The 19,352-nt window shown below is 60.6% G+C and carries 14 protein-coding genes; 9 read left to right on the top strand and 5 right to left on the bottom strand.

The window, feature by feature from the left end:
- The first annotated feature begins 310 nt into the window (after positions 1-310).
- From ABD997_RS01190 to ABD997_RS01175, 4 genes are all read left to right on the top strand, one after another.
- On the top strand, positions 311-1,231 hold the full coding sequence (locus tag ABD997_RS01190; protein WP_345315224.1) for a Dyp-type peroxidase: 921 nt from the start codon (positions 311-313) through the stop codon (positions 1,229-1,231).
- A 732-nt stretch (positions 1,232-1,963) separates the two neighbouring features.
- Positions 1,964-4,114, top strand: a complete 2,151-nt coding sequence (locus ABD997_RS01185) for an OmcA/MtrC family decaheme c-type cytochrome (protein ID WP_345315187.1) — start codon at positions 1,964-1,966, stop codon at positions 4,112-4,114.
- A 589-nt stretch (positions 4,115-4,703) separates the two neighbouring features.
- Positions 4,704-6,950 carry a bifunctional metallophosphatase/5'-nucleotidase gene (locus ABD997_RS01180; protein ID WP_345315186.1) on the top strand — a complete coding sequence of 749 codons (2,247 nt, stop codon included), beginning with the start codon at positions 4,704-4,706 and terminating at the stop codon, positions 6,948-6,950.
- A gap of 74 nt (positions 6,951-7,024) precedes the next feature.
- Positions 7,025-8,146, top strand: coding sequence for a YibE/F family protein (locus tag ABD997_RS01175; RefSeq protein ID WP_345315185.1), 1,122 nt, complete (start codon positions 7,025-7,027; stop codon positions 8,144-8,146).
- Here ABD997_RS01175 and ABD997_RS01170 read toward each other — a convergent pair.
- The gene (locus ABD997_RS01170) at positions 8,143-10,080 is read right to left on the bottom strand and encodes a RecQ family ATP-dependent DNA helicase (protein WP_345315184.1); all 1,938 of its coding nucleotides are present in this window, start codon (positions 10,078-10,080) and stop codon (positions 8,143-8,145) included. The two genes, ABD997_RS01175 and ABD997_RS01170, sit on opposite strands and share 4 nt — an antisense overlap.
- Before the next feature lie 215 nt (positions 10,081-10,295).
- Here ABD997_RS01170 and ABD997_RS01165 point away from each other — a divergent pair, with 215 nt between their 5' ends.
- On the top strand, positions 10,296-12,440 hold the full coding sequence (locus ABD997_RS01165) for a DUF6351 family protein (RefSeq protein WP_345315183.1): 2,145 nt from the start codon (positions 10,296-10,298) through the stop codon (positions 12,438-12,440).
- Between the two features lie 121 nt (positions 12,441-12,561).
- Here the strand turns inward: ABD997_RS01165 and aspA are convergent, their stop codons facing one another.
- On the bottom strand, positions 12,562-14,022 hold the full coding sequence (gene aspA, locus ABD997_RS01160) for an aspartate ammonia-lyase (RefSeq protein WP_345315182.1): 1,461 nt from the start codon (positions 14,020-14,022) through the stop codon (positions 12,562-12,564).
- A gap of 203 nt (positions 14,023-14,225) precedes the next feature.
- Between aspA and ABD997_RS01155 the strand changes: the two genes are divergently transcribed.
- From ABD997_RS01155 to ABD997_RS01145, 3 genes are all read left to right on the top strand, one after another.
- Positions 14,226-15,035, top strand: coding sequence for a CLCA_X family protein (locus ABD997_RS01155; protein ID WP_345315181.1), 810 nt, complete (start codon positions 14,226-14,228; stop codon positions 15,033-15,035).
- 154 nt (positions 15,036-15,189) lie between these two features.
- Positions 15,190-15,756 carry a cytochrome b gene (locus tag ABD997_RS01150; protein ID WP_345315180.1) on the top strand — a complete coding sequence of 189 codons (567 nt, stop codon included), beginning with the start codon at positions 15,190-15,192 and terminating at the stop codon, positions 15,754-15,756.
- Positions 15,757-15,781: 25 nt separating this feature from the next.
- Entirely contained in the window at positions 15,782-16,348 is a 567-nt protein-coding gene (locus tag ABD997_RS01145) for a YceI family protein (RefSeq protein ID WP_345315179.1), read from the top strand.
- Positions 16,349-16,418: 70 nt separating this feature from the next.
- Here ABD997_RS01145 and panD read toward each other — a convergent pair whose 3' ends face one another.
- From panD to panB, 3 genes are all read right to left on the bottom strand, one after another.
- Positions 16,419-16,799: an aspartate 1-decarboxylase gene (gene panD, locus ABD997_RS01140; protein ID WP_345315178.1), complete on the bottom strand. Its 381-nt coding sequence runs from the start codon at positions 16,797-16,799 to the stop codon at positions 16,419-16,421.
- Between the two features lie 81 nt (positions 16,800-16,880).
- The gene (gene panC / locus ABD997_RS01135) at positions 16,881-17,711 is read right to left on the bottom strand and encodes a pantoate--beta-alanine ligase (RefSeq protein WP_345315223.1); all 831 of its coding nucleotides are present in this window, start codon (positions 17,709-17,711) and stop codon (positions 16,881-16,883) included.
- Positions 17,712-17,748: 37 nt separating this feature from the next.
- Positions 17,749-18,543, bottom strand: coding sequence for a 3-methyl-2-oxobutanoate hydroxymethyltransferase (gene panB, locus ABD997_RS01130; protein WP_345315177.1), 795 nt, complete (start codon positions 18,541-18,543; stop codon positions 17,749-17,751).
- Positions 18,544-18,804: 261 nt separating this feature from the next.
- Here panB and ABD997_RS01125 point away from each other — a divergent pair.
- The coding region (locus ABD997_RS01125) for a helix-turn-helix domain-containing protein (RefSeq protein WP_345315222.1) at positions 18,805-19,352 on the top strand (548 nt) is incomplete at its 3' end.

The raw sequence follows: 19,352 nt of genomic DNA, 5'->3' as shown, positions 1-19,352 counted from the left end.
ATAATGACCTGATATGAGACATCGCCAACCTATCCCGCTGCTTTTTGTCCAGGCTCAATGAGCCACCGTTAATCCCAGTATGAAATTGATCCTATTGCCGCGACTCGGGGCAATGCTCCGAGGGGTAGAGGTTCTTGCTGACCACAGGTGGTGGGGCGAAAAATGGGATCGGGATCACAGGGTGGGATAAGGAGCCTTTTTTGACCACGGAATGTTTGTCAGCGTCGGGGGGCACTTTGCACACTTGTGGCTGATTTATACGGAGATAGGGCCTATTATGGCGAGCGAGTACCACGACAAGGACGGAATGATGCCAAGGGAACAGGGCGGTATCTGTGCGGAGGGCAATCTGCACAGCCTTTATTTGATGTTTAATGCCTCCGAAGGTGCCGAGATGGCCCTGCCCCGGGTGTTGGCGGGGATCGCGGCCTGGCTACAGGGCTCTGCGGATCGTAACGCCGACTGCGCCTTTAATGGTTTCGTGGCGGTGGGCGCCAACTACTGGGATACGCTCTATCCCCAGGCGCGTCCGGCGGAGCTGGCACCCTTTCCCCAGTTTGAAGCGGACGATCGTCTGGCTCCCAGTCAGCCGGTGGATCTCTTCATCCATCTTCGCAGTGATCGTCTCGATATCAACCATCTGGCGGCAACGGAGATGTGTCGGCGTCTGCGGGGGCTGGCAGAGCTGGTGGAGGAGGTGCGAGGCTTCCGCTACCTGGACAACCGGGATCTGACCGGCTTTGTCGATGGCACCGAGAACCCTATCGGTCCGCACCGTCGAGAGGTCGCGCTGGTGGGGGACCAGGACCCCCAGTTCCGGGGAGGCAGCTATATCCACACCCAGCGTTACGTTCATAACATGCAGCGGTGGGAGCAGCAGTCCCTCAAAACTCAGGAGGACACTGTGGGCAGGACCAAACTGGAGAACATGGAGTACCCCGGTGAGGCGAAGCCGCTGACGGCTCACATCAAGCGCACCAACCTCAAAAATGAGGACGGCAGTAGCATGGAGATCCTGCGTCAGAGCATGCCCTACGGCAACATGCAGGAGCAGGGACTCTTCTTCATCAGCTGCTGCCACACGCCTCGCTACTTTTCCGAGCAGCTCAGATCCATGGTGGTGGGCCATGATGGCCATTTCGACCACCTGCTCAAGTACACCCAGGCGGTTACCGGCGCCGCATACTTCGCGCCCTCCATCGACTTCATGGAGCAGGCAGCCTTGCTCTGAAGGGGCAGTGATGACAAGCCCGTCCCGTGAAAGCGGGGCGGGCTTTTTTATGATCCTGTCCCTAGCGGCGGTTGGGTTGGCGCAGTGGCTTATTGATCCTGCCCACCACAGTTGGCCTTGCCGCGCGATCGGCGGCAGCCTCGGGGCGTAATGCTCCCTCTCCTCTGGCTCAAGCGCGACCCGCTCGCCCTATTCGCCGACCCCTCACGGGCGTTGCGTAGGACTCAATCACTGTTCCGAATGGCGCTACAAACCGCCTCGCTCTTCAGCCACCCAGGCTCGGGGGCCAGGGCCGTTAGGAACTCGAATTTAGGCCCGAGCTCCTAAGAGCCGATGGCGCACCGAAGGTTGTGGAGGGAAAGAGAAGGCGGAGCATATTTAGAAACAGTCATTTAGGGCACTGGTGTCGGCTCGGATGCTGCACCGTCCCCGCTTAGCGCTCGCATCCTGTTTCGCCATCTTAACCGGCGGCTCCAGGCCATCGTTTCCCCCATGGAGATATGGTCTTTTTTGGCGTGCCGGCGTTTCAGAGCCGTGCCGGTTGTGTGGCCTGGTCTGTGTTTCACAGGTGGGGATTTCGAGTGTTATCACGGCTGCGTTTGATCTGGCGCAAGAGAGTGTCAAATAGCCGTTTTTGAAACGCATAAGAGTGTTATGAATACGTTAAGAAAATAGATATGAACGGTATTACCGTTAAATAACGTCGAGCTAAATCGGCTCTAAGGATGGATGATGAGCACCCAACATAACACACTGCTCCTGATTGCCCTGATGGGGGGCTTGCTCCTCTCAGGGTGTGATGATGGTAAAGATGGTGCCGATGGCCCTGCTGGCCCTCCCGGAGAGGTGGGCAGTCCGGGTTTGCCGGCGGGGAGTTTTGCCAACACCGCCGACAGCATTGATGATGTGAACTTCATGCTGGCGCCTGAAAACCTGAACCTTTCTGCAGATTTCCGCATCGAATTCCAGATGACCGGCAAAAATGTCCGTGGTGAGGATGTCCCCTTTGTCGGCCTGGATCGAGTCGCGATCTACGCCTCGCACCTCAGCCTGAACGAGACCGACTTCGGGGCTCCGACGGCCTGGGCCAGCCACAGTTATCTCAGCGTGGGCCAGAGCGCCATGTACTGCCAGCCCGGGGGGGGTGAACTCACCGTCCGCGGCACCACCTACCAGGCCTGTACGCTGGAAGAGACCGAACCAGGCCTCTATGTGGGAACCTGGGAGCATAGCGATGCAGCACCGCCGGTCTACCTGGAGGGGGATGATGACAGCCTGACCCACAGGGTATGGCTGCGGGCCTATAACCTGGTCGACAGCAATGGCGTCGGGCTGGCGGAAAAGGTCCTGTCCGAGCGCCTGGATTACATCCCCGCCACCGGGGAGGTGCTGGACGACTCCGGTCGTAACCTTGTTGCCGACACCGCCTGCCAGAACTGCCATGGTGGCGAGGAGGGCGGGATCATCGTCACCATTGAAGCGCACCATAACTACCAGAGCGTGGGCAACTGCGTGAACTGTCACAACAGCTCCCTGGCTGCCAGCGAAGAGCAGGTGGCCGAGGGCTGGAACGAGGGCAGTTGGGACCTGACCGTGCTGGTACACCGCCTCCACGCCGGTGCCCACATCGCCGACAGCCTGAGTGGCGAAGCCCTGGAGTTCATGGGGAATATTCATTATCCCGGCGAGCTCTACAACTGCCAAGCCTGTCACCAGGACAATACCGCCTGGACAGACAACATCTATCGCGATGCCTGTGTGGCCTGTCACATCGACACCGATCCCTACACCGGTGAAGGTCACCGGGGGATAGAGGTGGCGGATGACACCACCTGTGTCGGCTGTCATGGCAGTGGTGCCCTGGGCGTGATGGAGGCGCACAATATCGGCTTCCGTGACACCCTGAAGGAGGCGTTTTACACCGAAGTGGATCCGGCCACCATTAGCCTGGACTTGAGTGCGGACCCGGCCGTGCTGCGCTTTGGCTACAAGGCCTATCTGGATGGTGAGGCGTTCACCGGCGACCTGAGCACCCTGGGCTTTATCTCAAACAACCGCAGCTGGCTGGTGAACTTCCAGGCCGACAGCGGTTATGCCTGGGCTTTCCTGTTCACTGACGGTAAAGGAGCCGCCGATTTTATCAGCAGTGACTACCAGGATGGCTACTACTGGGTGACCCATGCCGTGCCCCTGGCGGATGCGAAAGGCACTGGCGTGATCATCGCCGATGTGCGCCTCTGCGCCGAGGATGGTGCACTGGTTACCTGTGGTGCCGCTGTGGATGACACCCTGTCCGTGGCCATGAAGGCCGAGGCGGTTTACTTCGACAGCCTGGATCCGGCCCGAACCGATGTGGCCCTATCCCGCTTTGCCACCGACGAGGGGGGGATCACCTCCATCGCCCTGTGCAATGACTGTCACAGCGATATCGCCTATGCCAAACGGGCTCACCATGGGGTGGATCAGATCGAACAGTGCGTTAGCTGTCATAACGAGAACGCCACGGATTATCCCTTTGATCCGGCCAAGACCAACACCTCCCGGGAGCTGGGGCTGAATGTTCACAAGTTCCACTCCGGCCACAGCGAGTATGGTGAGATCCATTACCCCAACCTGATCAGTGATTGCTCGGCTTGCCACGTTAGTGACCAGTGGTTCGATGGCAGCGGTGCGCTGATGTCCGGCAAGAGTGGCTTTAAGGTCGCGGTAGGGGGGAACGATCGACTCTCTCCCATCGCCAACACCTGCATGGCTTGCCATGAAAACGAGGCAGTCAAAGCCCATGCGGCCTCTCAGGGCGCCATCGTAGATCCGGCCAATGCGGTGCCGAATCCGCCGGTGGAAAGCTGCGCCGTGTGCCACCGGGATGTCCACAGCTTCTAGTTATCCTGCGTGGTGAGCGTGAGGGGGGACTTCGGTCCCCCCTTTCTTGTCTTTGGGCCCTTCAATCCCGGAGCGGTTGTCCGGTCGCTGCGGCCTCCTCTCATCACCTCAGCCTCCAACGTTAAGGTTGCGTGCCACTGCTTTTATAGAACCGGATAGCGCCTGGCTTGGTGCTTCATCCTAGGCGCCGCTGATCACTGACTGCACCTGTTCGCAGGTGAGAGTTGCTTACCGAGACAAAAGGCAGGAGGTCAACAACCTTTATTGCCCCAACGTCTAACACATTGATGACAAAGCCAAAGCGATAAAAGGTGCGCCCGCTCACAAAGTTTCACACGCGTTCGGTTCGTTTTGTGAAGTGATGCATCTCGATATCGCAAGAGGGATTATTATTCCTATATATATCATGTATATAGATCGTTTTTCATGGGTGTGAAACGGTCTCCTGGCTGGCTTTCTTTTTCCCCTTGTTGCGCTTTAGAATCCGCGCCGACGAACCTCTCCAGGTTTTCTGGGGTTAGGTGATCGGGCGATCAACGGAGCCTCGCAGGTTCTTGCAGATACTCTAAATCGATAAGGTGGATATCAGGTGAAACTGACTCATACATCGGCCCTTCTGGCCGCTTCCATGGTGGCACTTTCCGGCTGCTCCAGTGACGACAATACGACACCAAACCTGCCGCCGGTTTCCGAAGGGGAAACCATCCTCAATACCGAGGAAGTGATTGTTAAAAGCGAGGACAACCCGGATCTGCAGCGTCAGACCATTACCCTAGGTGCTACCGGTGACATGCACGGCTATATCCGTGCCTGGGATTATGCCCAGCATGCGAAAGCCAGGAACACCAGTTTCGCCAAGATCCAGTCCGTGCTGCATGAGGCGCGTGCGAAGGATGAGAACCTGATCCTGATTGACCTGGGAGATACCGTCCAGGGCAACTCTGCCGAGTTGTTTAACGATTACCCCACCCATCCGGTCGTCGAGGCGATGATCCAGATGGACTACGATGTCTGGGTTCCGGGCAACCACGAATTTGATTTCGACCGCAGCTTTATTGACCGTAACCTGGTCAACTTCGATGGTGCGGTGATCTCCTCCAACGTGTTCTGGAACGAGGAGCATGGCAGTAACCCCTTCATGCGTGGCCATCAGATCTTCAAGGTCAACGGTGCCACGGTTGCCGTGATCGGTGTAACCCCCTCCCTGGTTCCCCAATGGCAGGCCTCTCAGCCGAATAATTTCCGTAACCTGGAGTTCCGTGACGAGCTGACTAGCATCCGCAACACCGTGGATGAGGTGATCGAGAAACATAACCCGGACGTGGTGATCGGTGCCTTCCACCTGAGCCGCAAAGAAAGCGGCGTGGATTGTGGCGTACACTGCCTATCCGAAGCGCTGGTGGACAAGTTTGACGTCATGTTCATGGGACACGAGCACGCAACTTTCATTGAGCAGACCACCGTGGCTGATGGCGAAGCCCAGATTGGTGCCAGCATCTCCAGCAATGGTGCCGTGAGCGAAGATAAGCTGCTATCCGGTGAGTACACCGCCGACAACCGTCACACCAAGGTGAAAATCATCGAGCCGGGCCGCTTCGGCTGGGCCCTGGCGAAGGCGGAGATCGAGCTGGAGCGTGACGAGCAAGGCCAGTGGCAGATCGCCGACACGACACTCTCCAACGTACGCGTTGATGCGGTCGAGGAAGACACCCAGATCGTGGATCGCTTCATAGAAGAGCATGAGCGTGCCATCGAAGATGCCACCACCCCCATCGGCATCGTAGAGGGTAACTTCACGTTGTCCGAAAACGGTCTGGCCGATGAAGCCACTAACACGGCGATAACCGATGGCCGGCTCTATAGCACTATCCACCACGCCAAGGTGGCGGACATGCCTCTGGTGGACCTGATCCAGCACGTGCAAATCACCAAGGCCAATGAGGGCCTGGAAGCGTCGAACTCTGAGCATCGGGTTCAGATCTCCGCTGCTGCACTGTTTTCTGATCAGTCCAACCTTCTGGACGGGCAGGGGTACGAGAAGCGCCACAGCGCTGAGCTGTACCGCTATGACAACAATCTGATGGTGGTGCGGATCCAGGGTGACCAGCTCAAGGATTACATGGAATGGTCCTACAACTACCTTAACGGCTACGAAGAGGGCGATCTCACCGTCTCCTTCAATGGCGATATTCCGGCCTTTAACTACGACCTGTTCGACGGCGATGCTCTCTACTACACCGTGGACCTGAGCCAACCGAGCCGTCAGGAAAATGAGCGTGGAGAGCGTACCCGGGAAGGTCAGCGTATCAGCATCGATACCATCGGCGGTGCTCCGTTTGATGCGGACGCCACCTACACCCTGGCGGTCAACAACTACCGCTTTGGTGATATGGTGCGGCGCGGCTGGGTGTCCGATGAGGACGTCATCTACGACTCTGTCAATGAGACCGTGTTTGCCATCCGCGACATGCTGACCGAGCTGGTGGGCGAGTATAGCGATACCCGTGGTGCTCTTAAGGCCGCAGACTTCGTGAACCAGAACTGGCATATCGTCCAGTACGGCCCGTCTGATGATAACGGTCAGGTGTCTGAGCCTGGCAGCCTGCTGGCCTCCCGTGCCGATGGCGGTGAAGGGCAGGCCCTCTGGGAGCGCCTGCAAAAGGGTGAGATCTGCGTAGCCCTGGGCGACGGTTTCAAGAGTGGGGATGCCATTGGCGTTGCCCTGAACCCGGCTAACCCGGACAGCTATTTCGAAAACCCGAACTTTGATGCCGACAAGGACATCAAGGACGAAGCCTACTTCGCCCAACTGATTGCGGGTTGCAAGCAAAAATAAGTCTCTGATTAAGATAGACCTTTAAAAACAAGGCGCTTCGGCGCCTTGTTTTTCGTTCACCAGGAAACCCTGCCATGAATCCACGCTTTCTCTTTCCCGCCATCATCTTCCTGATCTCAACGGCGCTGTTTTACGGCTCCCCGAGTTGGAGCGAAGCCTTTCGTCCCGCTGCCATGGGCGGGCAGACCTTCGTTCAGGCCCGGGTAGTCGAGGTAATGGAGCAATCTGTGCAGCCGGATTATCTCGCGCCGGACCTGCTCATCGGCACTCAGCGTCTGAAGATCGAGATTCTCGAGGGCGACGAGCTGGGTGAGCAGCGCGAGGTCGACAATAGCCTCAGTCGACTGCACAACGTTTTTGTTGAAGCCGGAGATACCTTCGTACTCTTGGTTCGCGAAGGACCGCGTAAAACCATCTACTGGCCGTACAACCATGATCGCAGCAACGCGGTTTACTGGATGGCCGTCCTGTTCCTGTTTTTGGTGGTGCTTTTGGGTGGGATGCAGGGGGTCAACTCCATCGTCTCCCTCTACTTCACCGCAGCACTGGTGCTCTCAGTGCTGATCCCAGGACTCTTTGCCGGATGGCACCCTGTGTGGCTGACGGTGGGCCTGATGGCGATCAAGATCCTGGTGGGCTTTGCCCTCATCGCTGGCTGCAATCGCAAATCCTACGCCTCCATGGCGGGGACGCTCGCAGGTGTGGTCGCTGCGGGGATCGCGGCCCAGTGTTTCGGTGAGTGGGCGCAGCTGAGCGGGATCTACCTGGACAAGGGGGAGGACCTTATCAACCTCAACCGAGATGGCCAGCTGCAGATCCGGTGGCTCCTTTTCGTCGCCATCATGATCAGTGCCCTCGGGGCGATCATGGACGTGGCGATCTCCATGGCCTCCTCTTACCACGAGCTGAGGGAGGCCAACCCCGGGCAATCCGAGCGGGATCGGCTGATGGCATGCGTCAATATTGGTCGGGACGTGATGGGCACCATGACCAACACCCTGATGTTGGCGTTTGCCGGCAGCAGCTTGACCCTGATGATGATGGTCTGGGGTTTCCAGATGCCGGCGGATCAGTTCATGAATATTCCCGCCATCGCCCTGGCACTGATCCACGCCCTGGCGGGCAGTATCGGCCTGGTGTTGGCGATCCCTTTCACCCTGTTGGCCTGTACCCTGATCTACCGTGGGGAGCGTTAAGGCTCCAGCAGCGGGGTGATCTCGGCCCGGACCTGGGCGAAAGGGATGTTGGCCAATGCCCCGTAGCCTGCCATCTGACGGGCTTTTAGCTTGGTCAGCCAGGGGCTGGGCAGGCCGGTAAGAAAGCGTGTCGCCAGAGTGGGCGTGAGGGGCTGTCCCAGGTTCTGATCCAGCGCCTCAGCCAGGGGTTGCAGCCACTGCTGACACGCTACCGGTGGTGGCATCGGCACAGCCTCGGGGGCAGGAAGGCGTGCTGCCTCGCCCCGGCAGGCGGAACAGTGTCCGCAGTGTGCCGGCGCCTGGTCATCTCCGAAGTAGTGAGCCAGTGCCTGGCTGAGGCAGTCCGGGGTCTGCAACAGGGCCAACATCTGCTCGATGCGGGCGACCTCACTGGCCTCCTTCTGTTCGAACTGGGCCAGCAGTTGCGCCCCCAGCGGTTCGAGGTCCGGCAGGGGCTGGGCCACGGCAAACACCTCGGTCATCTGCTTGCTCTGCAGCTCAATCAACCCTTGATCCGCCAGGTACTCCAGGGCCGCCATGGCGCGGCTGCGGTCGCTGCCGTAACCCTGGTGCAGGGCTTCGAAATCCGCCTGATACCAGCTTCGCCCCTGGCGGCTATGGGCCAGCAGGGCGTCGAGGAAGGCCCGGCGCTCCCCCTGGAAGCGTGCCAGCAGCTGCACCTTGTCTACGAGTGGCCGGAACTTGATCTCGGCAAAGTAGCTGTACTGCGGGGTGATCACCCCGGCCATCTCCAGGTAGACCAGCAGGGTGCGCAGGGGCAGGGGACGGATGTTGGCACGGGTGGAGAGGGCGTTGCCCATCAGTTCCCACTGCGGCCCGGCCTGGGCGATCTCCAAGAGCACAGCATCGATGCCGCTGCGCTCCGGAGTGTCACCAAAGACGAAGTTCTCCAGCACCGAGCGGTTGGCCTGGTTGGCCATCACCAGGCACTCGCTGCGTTGGCCGTCGCGGCCGGCGCGGCCGACCTCCTGGGAGTAGTTCTCCACCGACTTGGGCAGGTCGTAGTGGATGACGTGGCGGATATCGGCCTTGTCCACCCCCATGCCAAAGGCGATGGTGGCGACGATCACTGACAGTCGTCCGGCCATGAACTCCATCTGGATCTGCATCCGTTTCGGGTGTTCCATGCCCGCGTGGTAGGCACTGGCGGCGTGACCCGCATCCATCAGCGCCTGGGCCACCACCTCGGCGCTTTGCTGCTGGGTGACGTAGACGATCCCGGGCTCACCGCGACGGCGGTCCAGGTGGCGTAGCAGCTGGGGAAGGCGCTGCTCTGGCGCAACTGCTGCGACGCTCAGATCCAGGTTGGGACGGTAGAAGCCGGTGGTGGTGATCTGTGCCGGCGCGATGCCGAATTTTCCCGCCATGTCGGCGATCACCTTGGGGGTGGCCGTGGCGGTAAGCAGCAGCACCTGCGGAATGGCAAACTGCTGGCAGTAGTGCGGCAGCTTGAGGTAATCCGGGCGGAAGTTGTGCCCCCATTCGGAGATGCAGTGGGCCTCGTCCACCACCAGCAGTGACAGCGGCACCTGCGCCAGGAAGCGGCGGAAACGCTCGTTCTTCAGCCGCTCCACCGAGATCATCAGCACCCGGATCTCTCCCGCCCGAACCTGCCGCATCACCGCCTGGGACTCGTCGTAGCCCTGGGTCGAGTCGATGGTGGCGGCGGCGATCCCCTTGCCCTTGAGAAAGGCCAGTTGATCCTGCATCAGCGCCAGCAGCGGTGAGATCACCAGGGTGAGGTGGGGCAGGGCCAAGGCTGGCAGCTGGTAACAGAGCGACTTGCCGGAGCCGGTGGGGAAGATGGCGGCGGCACTTTGGCCCTTGAGCAGGTGGCGGATCACCGCCTCCTGTCCGGGGCGAAAAGCATCGAAGCCGAAATGTTGTTGCAGCAGGGTCTTGGGGGTTGGCATGCCGGATGGGTGCGGTTGATTCGGGTAGCATCGAGTCTGACCGGCGCCGGTGGCCGCTGTCAAAGCGTTTGAGACTGTTGACCGGGCGTTGGCAGTGCACTGAACCTCTTGAGTACTCTTCCGGTGGTTGATCGGAGCGGGGCTATAATCAGCATTTGGAGGGTGTGGCTATGTGGCGAACATTCAAGTATTTATTCATTTTGACAGGGCTAGTTTTGGTAGGGTTGTGGGGTTATGGCCAGTACGATCAATACACTCACCCCTACCGTAAACACCAGGTGCAGCGGCTGCCGGCCGAGCCGCCGACGGGCCAGATCCTGACGATCGAGCGCCACCTGGCACTGACCCCCAGGCCGGCGGATAGCTATCCATTCCCGATCCCGCTGGGGGAGGTGGGCCCTAAGGCGCCACTCTACGCCGGGGCCCCCCAGTATCCCTTCTTCTGCATGACGTTGTTCTCCGGCCTGGGCCAGCCTCTGGTGGATAACCAGGCCGGGGAAGGGGTGGCGGTCTACCGCGAAGAAAACGGTGAGATCAGCGACGAGGTGATCGGTTACTCCCGGGATTGCCTACTGCCGACCCGTCTGCACTACTACTACGGGAGCCAAGATGGCGAGATTCGGCCACTGCCGGTGATGGAGCCCGGCGCTCCCTGGCCGGATGATGTGGCGATGATCGCCGGGGCGAGCGGCAGGATACCTGAGATCTACCGGGTGGAGAGTGGCACCATCAACCGTTATCCCTATTACATCGTGATGCTGGCGACGCCGGATCAGCCTAGGGAGTACGCCCCCCATTGGGATCGGCGACTGATCTACCAGTTGCATGGCGGCAGCGGCATCGGGTTTCGCCAAGGTCGGCTGAGTGCCACCAAGGTAATCACCAAGCTCCGGGACCCTTTGCGTGAGGGGGCGGCGGTGATCACCTCCACCGCCAACAAGACCTCCTACACCTACAACATCCTGCTGGCGGAGGACACCGCCCGGCGGGTCAAGAAGCAGTTTGTCAGTCTCTATGGTGCCCCGCGCTACACTCTGGGCATCGGCGGCTCCGGTGGGGGCCTGAGCCAGTACCTGATGATGCAGAACAACAGCGGGCTACTGGATGGCGCCCTGGCGCTGTACGCCTATCCGGATATGGTTAGCCAAACCCTATATGGCCTGGACTGCGACCTGCTCAACACCTACTACGCCTTTCGGTCGCAGGACCCCAAGGACTGGCAGGACTTCAATCAACGGGCCGAGCTGGAGGGACTCAACGCGGTGGCCGGCTTTGACCAGCGTGCGCCGTTTCTGGAGCCATTGAATCAGTTGATCCGGGGGCGGTGGCCCCACTGGCCGCAGGGGTCGAGTGAATGCATCAATGGCTGGTTCGGTTTGTCCGCCCTGATCCATAACCCTCGTCAGGGCTATCTTCGGCCGATGTTTTCCGAGGCAGTACAGCGGCAGACGCACTGGAGTCACTGGGAAGACCTGCATCAAATCTACGGCCGGGACCCGGCCGGTTTTGCCCGCACCACCTGGGACAATGTGGGGGTTCAGTATGGCCTGGAGGCACTGAAAACCGGGACGCTGTCGGTGGGGGAGTTTCTGCATCTCAACCAGAGGATCGGCGGCTGGGTTGACCCGGAGGCGATGGAGGCGGAGCGGATCTGGGCGCCGCTGGGCAAGATATTGCCCCTTTGGCTGACGCTCTGGGGCAATCACAACGTTAGCGACGGCTGGCCTGCGGCGCGCACCCAGGGCGATCCCCAGGCAATCGAGCGGGCGTACCGCAGTGGACTGGTGTTTCTGGGTCGCAACCCGTTGCCGGTGATCGATCTGCGCCATTATCTGGATGAGCAACTGGATATGCACCATCTTTCGGCGTCGTTCGAGGCCCGCGCACGGATTGACCAGTGGCAGGGACACCACGATAACCAGCTGATCTGGGTTTCCGACCATCGCTATACCCCCTTGGACGAAGCTTTTGAGGCGATGGACATCTGGTTGGCGGCACACCAGCGGGGAGAGGAACGACCGCGGACGCTGGATGATCGCTGCTTCGGCGAGGATGGCCAGATCTTGGCCCAGGGGGAGGGCGTATGGGACGGCAGCTGGAACGGGCGGGAGGAGGGCGCCTGCACCCGGCGTTTCACCAGCTACAGCAACGCCCGGATCCAGTCCGGCGGCCCCTGGGCCGGCTCGATTTTCCGCTGCCGGCGGATCCCCGTTGACGAGGCGATTGCGGCAGGGATCTATGGCGATATTGATATGAAGCCCCGGCAGGCGGCGCTGGCGTCGGTGTTCCCAGATGGGGTGTGCGACTATCGTCAGGGGGATGAGGCCAGGCCAGCCGATCTGACCCTTGGCGCTTTTTGACTCCTTCCTGCTGCAGGGAGCTTGCCCCCGCTGGCGGAGGCGTTGCACCTCAGTCAAAAACGCCCCGGCCTCGGAGAGGGCGGGGCGGTTTCGACATAGGGACGCGCAGGCGTCCTGGGGTTTAGCTGTAGCGGCGGCCGGCGTAGGCCGGGGCAATCAGGTTCTCAACCGAGAAAATCGCTTCGAGCTGCTCTTCGGTGAGCAGGCCCCGCTCCAGCACCACCTCCCTGACGCTGCGACCGGTCTCGGCGCAGATCTTGCCGACAATGTCCCCCTCATGGTGGCCGATGATCGGGTTGAGGTAGGTGATGATGCCGATGGAGTTGAATACGTGCTCGGCACAGCGATCGGCGTTGGCGGTGATCCCCACCACGCACTTGCTGCGCAGGGCGTCACTGGCGTTGCGCAGCAGCTTGATCGATTCAAACAGGGCCTGGCCGATCACCGGCTCCATCACGTTCAGCTGCAACTGGCCCGCTTCGGCGGCCATGGTGACGGTCATGTCGTTGCCGATCACCTTGAAGCAGACCTGGTTCACTACCTCCGGGATCACCGGGTTGACCTTGGCGGGCATGATGGAGGAGCCAGCCTGACGCTCCGGCAGGTTGATCTCCTTGAGGCCGGTGCGGGGGCCGGAGGAGAGCAGACGCAGGTCGTTACAGATCTTGGAGAGCTTCACCGCCGAGCGCTTCAACGCCGCCTGCAACATCACGAAAGCACCGCAGTCGGAGGTGGCTTCAATCATGTTGTGGGCTTTCACCAGCGGTCGACCGGTGATGCGGCCCAGGTGGGTGATCGCCAGTTCGCTGTAGCCCGCCGGGGTGTTGAGGCCGGTGCCGATGGCGGTGGCCCCCAGGTTCACCTCCAGCAACAGACGGCCGGTGCGTTTAAGGTTACGGATCTCCTCGCGGACCAGCTCGCCGAAAGCGGTGAACTCCTGGCCCAGGGTCATGGGTACGGCGTCCTGAAGCTGGGTGCGGCCCATCTTCAGCACATCGGAGAACTCGCTGCCCTTGGCCATAAAGGCCTGTTCCAGGTACTTGAACTCGCTCGTCAGGGTATCCAGGGCTTCCAGCAGGGCGATGCGAAAGCCGGTGGGATAGGCACAGTTGGTGGACTGGCTGTGGTTGACGTGGTCATTGGGGTGGATGTGCTGGTACTGGCCCTTTTCACGACCGCTGAGCTCCAGTGCCAGGTTGGCCACCACCTCGTTGGTGTTCATGTTAACCGAGGTTCCGGCCCCGCCCTGGAACAGGTCCGTCGGGAACTGGTCCATGCAGGCGCCCTGATCCAGGATCCGATCGCAGGCGGCGATGATATGGCTGGCGACCTCGGTGGGGATCGCTAGCAGGTCCCGGTTAGCCATGGCAGCGGCCTTCTTCACCTGGACCATGCCACGGATGAATTCGGGCACATCATTGATGCTGCTGCCGGAGATCTGGAAGTTGTCCAGAGCCCGCAAGGTATGGATCCCGTAGTAGTGCTGGTTACTGACCTCCCGACTGCCCAGAAGATCCTGTTCGATTCGGTAGGTGTCGGTGGGGCGTACGGCTTCTTGAGTCCGCTGGGCAACGTCTGGCATGGGGTGTACTCGTTTACTCGGTTTGGGGGCCTGTGAACCCGGCTCAATAATCAGACAGGATTATAGGGTTGCGCGCCTTCTCGACTGTGACCTGGATCACAAAGCAGTATCGATGAAAGGCAAGAGTACGCCCTCATGCCCCGACCCCCTGGGTTGGAAGCGCCCCCTTGCCAGCGTTGCCTTGGCAGGGGATCATCTTCTGCATGACTACCCCTGCCACTAAGGGCCTTCAGCGCCCCTACTATCGACGCGGCCCCGATTACCGCCACGGTGACGATGTCAGCTTCCGGGAGGTTCGCCAGCAGTTCGGCTTCGGCGGCATCACCGTCGGTGCCTGGGTGACCCAGGAGGAGCAGGTGCGGGCTGCCAACCTGGTGTTTGACGCCCTGGCGGACCTGGCATTTCTGCTCAATGTGCCGCCGGCGCTGCTGGGGTTACGGGGCCGGTTGGCCCTGGCTTTTGGTAGCGGGGGTCGCAAGGGGGTGCAGGCCCACTACGCGCCGGGCTCCCGTACCCTGGCGTTGGCTAAAAACGCCGGAGCGGGAGCACTGGCCCACGAATGGTGGCACGCCTTCGATCACTACATCGCCGCACACCTCTACCCAAAGGTCCTTCTGTCCAACGATCATTTCGTCATGGCCAGCAGCCGTTTCCTTACCGGGGACCCTGCTGTGCCTCATCCGCTCAACCGGCGTCTGGAAGCGTTGCTGGCCACGGTGATGCTGAGCCCGGATGGGGCGGCGCCGCACGATTATGTTCGGCGCAGCGTGGCCCTGGATAAAGCGTTCGGCCGTCGCTATTTCAGCCAGCCGACGGAGATGATGGCTCGGGCCTTCGAGGCGGTGATCCAGGGTGACAGCCGGATCAAAAATGCCTACCTGGTCAGCGGTACGCGTCAAACTGAATTGGCCCGCGCTGGAGGCTACCCGGATGCCGAACACCAGCTGGGGATCCGTACCGCCCTGTTGGGCTATTTCGAACCTTTAGGCCAGGCGTTGAGTCAGCGCCCTTGAGTCACCGTGGCGGGCGTCGGCGGTTCCCTCAATCAATGCGCAAACTTTCCCCCTCGAGTTCTATTTTTTCGATTATTTCACTCAGCTTATTGCGCTTTTGTTTCTGCTTTTTGGCGCTATTATGGCCCTCAATAGGAATGAAGGAGTTTCCGCTATGTGGCGCAACAGCACCTCGAGTTATGGTTGGATCAGCATCGCTTTGCACTGGATTTCGGCGCTCACCGTCTTTGGTCTTTTTGGTGTAGGCCTCTGGATGGTGGAGCTGACCTACTACTCCCCCTGGTACCAGCAGGCGCCGGCGCTGCACAAGGCGGTGGGCCTGTTGCTGGCGGCGACACTGGTGCTGCGCCTGTTGTGGCGCATCGTCAATCCGAAACCGGAGGCACCCCGGAACCACAGCATCGCGGAGCGTCTGGGGGCTCGCCTGGGCCATCTGGCTCTCTATGGCCTGATGCTGGGGGTGTTGATCTCCGGGTATCTGATCTCGACTGCCGATGGGCGTGGGATCAGTCTGTTTGGCCTGCTGGAAGTACCGGCGTTGGTCAGCGGCTTGCCTGAGCAGGCGGAGATCGCCGGGGAGATCCACTTCTACCTGGCCTGGACCCTGGTCCTGTTGGCGGGTCTGCACGGGCTGGCTGCCATCAAGCACCATCTTATCGACAAAGACACGACGTTGCGGCGCATGATAGCGCCGCTGCACTCGAACCGTTCCACTTCGTGAGCCTCAATCAAAGGAGAGTTTGACCATGAAACGCATTGCCCAAGTTACCGCCCTCGCCGCCGCTGTCATGATCCCTTCCGCCTTCGCGGACGATTACCAGATCGACACCAAGGGGGCCCATGCCTCCATCAACTTCAAGGTGAACCACCTGGGATACAGCTGGGTTGTGGGGCGTTTTGACAACTTCGATGGCCGCTTTGTCTATCAGGAGGGTCAGCCCAGCGAGGTGGTGGTGAACATCGATCCTGCCAGTGTGAACTCCAACCACGCCGAGCGTGATAAGCACATTCGCGGTGAGGATTTCCTGGCGGTGAAGGATTTCAAGGAGGCCCGCTTCGTCTCCACCGGTTACCGAGATTTGGGCGAGGGCAAAGGGGAGCTGACCGGTGATTTCACCCTGCGTGGGGTGACCAAGCCGGTGACCATCGCGGTCTCCAAGGTGGGTGAAGGGGAAGACCCCTGGGGTGGCTACCGGGTCGGCTTTACCGGCGAGACCGAGCTGGTGATGAAGGAGTTTGGTATCCCGATGGATCTGGGGCCACAGTCCGCCACCGTGCAGCTGGACCTGCACATCGAAGGGATCAAGCTGTAACCCTTCCTCCGGAACGAAAAAAGCCCCGCATCGCGGGGCTTTTTGCTGCCGTAAAACGGCCGATGGGGGCTTAGGCGGCCTGGGTCGGGATGGCGCCGCCCACCCCTTTGATGTCATTGTTGGCATCCAGATAGACCAGGTTGGGCTGGTGGCAGCGGGCCTGTTCATCGGTGAGGCCGACGTAGGCGCAGATGATCACTCGATGGCCGGGGCTGGCCTTGTGGGCGGCAGCGCCGTTGACAGAGATGATCCGCGAGCCACGCTCACCGGCGATGGCGTAGGTGCTGAAGCGCTCACCGTTGTCGATGTTGTAGATCTCGATTTGCTCGAAGGGCAGGATCCCGGCAGCTTCCATCAACTCGGTATCGATGGCGCAGGAGCCCTCGTATTCGAGTTCGGCATGGGTCACCCGGGCCTGGTGCAATTTGCCGCTCAACAGTGTCCGTTGCATCTAAAACTCCTGTTCTCAGTCGTCATCCACGCCCTGTTGGCGTGATGTTAATCTTCTGTTTTGGCGCCGTAGGTTACCAAATTACCCGGGTAAGTCTACTGTCTGATTATCGATTAGCCTTGCCCGCCCGAGTTGGGCTGCAGCGAGGATCACCAGTCGACAATCGCCGGGTTGGGCCGGGGCCAGCGTGTCGGCCTGGCAGACCCGGATAAAGTCCGGCACAAAGCCCTCCTGGGCCAGGGTCGCCATCGCGCTTCGCTCCAGCTCCTCCCGTTGTGCCAGCCCCTCCGTGATGAGACGGTGGGCCAGGGCGTCCAGTGCCCGCTTCAGAGCCGGTGCCTGGACGCGCTGTTCGGCGGTCAGGTAGCCGTTTCGGGAGCTCATGGCGAGGCCGTCGGCCTCCCGGACCGTGGGCACACCGACCACCTCGATCCCCATGTTGAGATCCCGCACCATGGCGCGGATCACCGCCAGCTGTTGGAAATCTTTCTCACCGAAACAGGCCAGGTCAGGCCGGACCAGGTTGAACAGCTTGCACACCACGGTAGCGACACCGCGAAAGTGGCCGGGACGACTGGCGCCACAGTGCAGGTCAGAGATCCCCGGCACCTCGACGGTGGTTTGTGCGGCCAAACCCTTGGGGTAGAGCAGGCTGACCTCGGGGGTAAACAGCAGATCGCAGCCGGCGTTGGCCAGCTGGCGCTGATCCTCCTCGAGGGTTCGGGGGTAGGCATCCAGATCCTCACCGGCACCGAACTGCAGCGGATTGACGAAGATGCTGGCGACCACGCGATCCGCGCGCTGGCGGGCGGCCTCGATCAGGGTGATATGGCCCCGGTGCAGGTTGCCCATGGTGGGGACAAAGGCCACGGTGAGGCCATCGCGGTGCCAGTGGCGGATCTGACGCTGCATCAGAACGGGATCGCAAAAGGTCTGCACGCTGGTGTCCTTACTCGAAACAGTGTTCTGGGCCGGGGAATCGGCCATGCTCCACCTCTTCCACGAAGGCGGCGACCGCCCCTTGGATATTGCCGGTTCCGGAGAGGTAGTTCTTGGCGAACTTTGGGATATAGCCGGAGGTGATCCCCAGCAGGTCGTGCATCACCAGGATCTGGCCATCGGTGTGGCGTCCGGCACCGATACCGATCACTGGGATACTCAGCCGTTCGCTGATGCGCCGGGCGAGTTCGCTGGGCACGCACTCCAGCACCAGCATGGCGGCCCCGGCGTACTGCAGACGCAGGGCCTGCTCCTCGATCGCCCTGGCGGCGTCTTCGCTGCGCCCCTGCACTTTAAAGCCGCCAAAGACGTGGACCGACTGGGGCGTCAGCCCCAGGTGGGCACACACCGGCACGCTGCGTTCGGTCAGCCCTTTGACCGTCTCAAGCAGCCAGTCGCCCCCCTCCAGCTTCACCATGCGGGCACCAGCGCGCATCAGCTCGGCGGCGTTGGCATAGGCCTGCTCCGGCGTGGCATAGCTCATGAAGGGCATATCAGCGACGATCAGGGCGTTGGGCGCGCCTTTATGGACGCAGCGGGTATGGTAGGCGATGTCGGCCACGGTCACCTTCAAGGTGTCGTCGTGCCCCTGCAGCACCATCCCTAGGCTGTCGCCAATCAGCAGCACGGGCACGCCCTGCCGTTCGAAGGCTGCGGCGAAGCTGGTGTCGTAGGCGGTCAGGGCCGCGAACTTACGCCCCTCGCGCTTATAGCGCATCAGGGTGGTGGTGGTAATGGTGTCCATATTTGTCAGGCCTCCTGCTCAGGTCGCCCGTTATAGAACAAACGGCGGGTGAATTTCAATCTTGGCGTAGGGGGGGAGCGGTTCCTGGTTCCTAAGAACAAGGGAAAGAGCCTAGGTTCTGGGTTCTAAGAGCAAAGAGCCGTTCCTAGTTCCTCAGAGCAAAGTACGAGGGGCCGGCTCTTAGCGCTCTTCCTAGAACCTAGGTTTTCCCCGAGCACCGAGCACCCGCTTTTGGGCTTTTAGGATCTAGAGCCTAGGANCATTCGAGAGCAACTTGTTCGCCGTTATCTCAATGGCGAACCGGTCAGCCGACTGGCCCGCCAGTTCGGCTTGTCTGAAAGTTGGATATATCGACTGCTGCGGGCGTTCAAAAGCCGAGGCGATGAGGCCTTTGCGATAGGGTCATCACGACCGCGACAAAGTCCCAACGCTCTGGCTCTTGGCACCTGCTTCTCAATCCAGGTCCTGGCGGCGGGAGGTTGGCCGCAATGGCGTATCGCCGAGGTGCTTAACGTCTCTGAAGCTACCGTATCTCGGGTGCTTGTCCGGATGCTCGGCAAACGCTGGAAGTCTCGACGAGAGCCGGTACTGAGATATGAACATGATGAGCCGGGTTCCTTGGTACACCTGGATATCAAGCGAGTGGCACAGTTCGATGAACCGGGCTGGCGAGTCACAGGCGACCGCAGCATCAAGACCAAAGATGCCGGCCATCAGTATGTGCATGTGTGCGTCGATGACCACTCACGGGTTGCTCATGCTGAACAGTTGGAAGACCAGAGAGGCCTGACTGCGGCAGGCTTCATGAA

This window comes from Ferrimonas gelatinilytica, assembly GCF_039544205.1.
Taxonomy (GTDB): domain Bacteria; phylum Pseudomonadota; class Gammaproteobacteria; order Enterobacterales; family Shewanellaceae; genus Ferrimonas; species Ferrimonas gelatinilytica.
The sequence above is the reverse complement of the archived record's forward strand: the minus strand, read 5'-3'. Positions and strand labels throughout refer to the sequence as shown.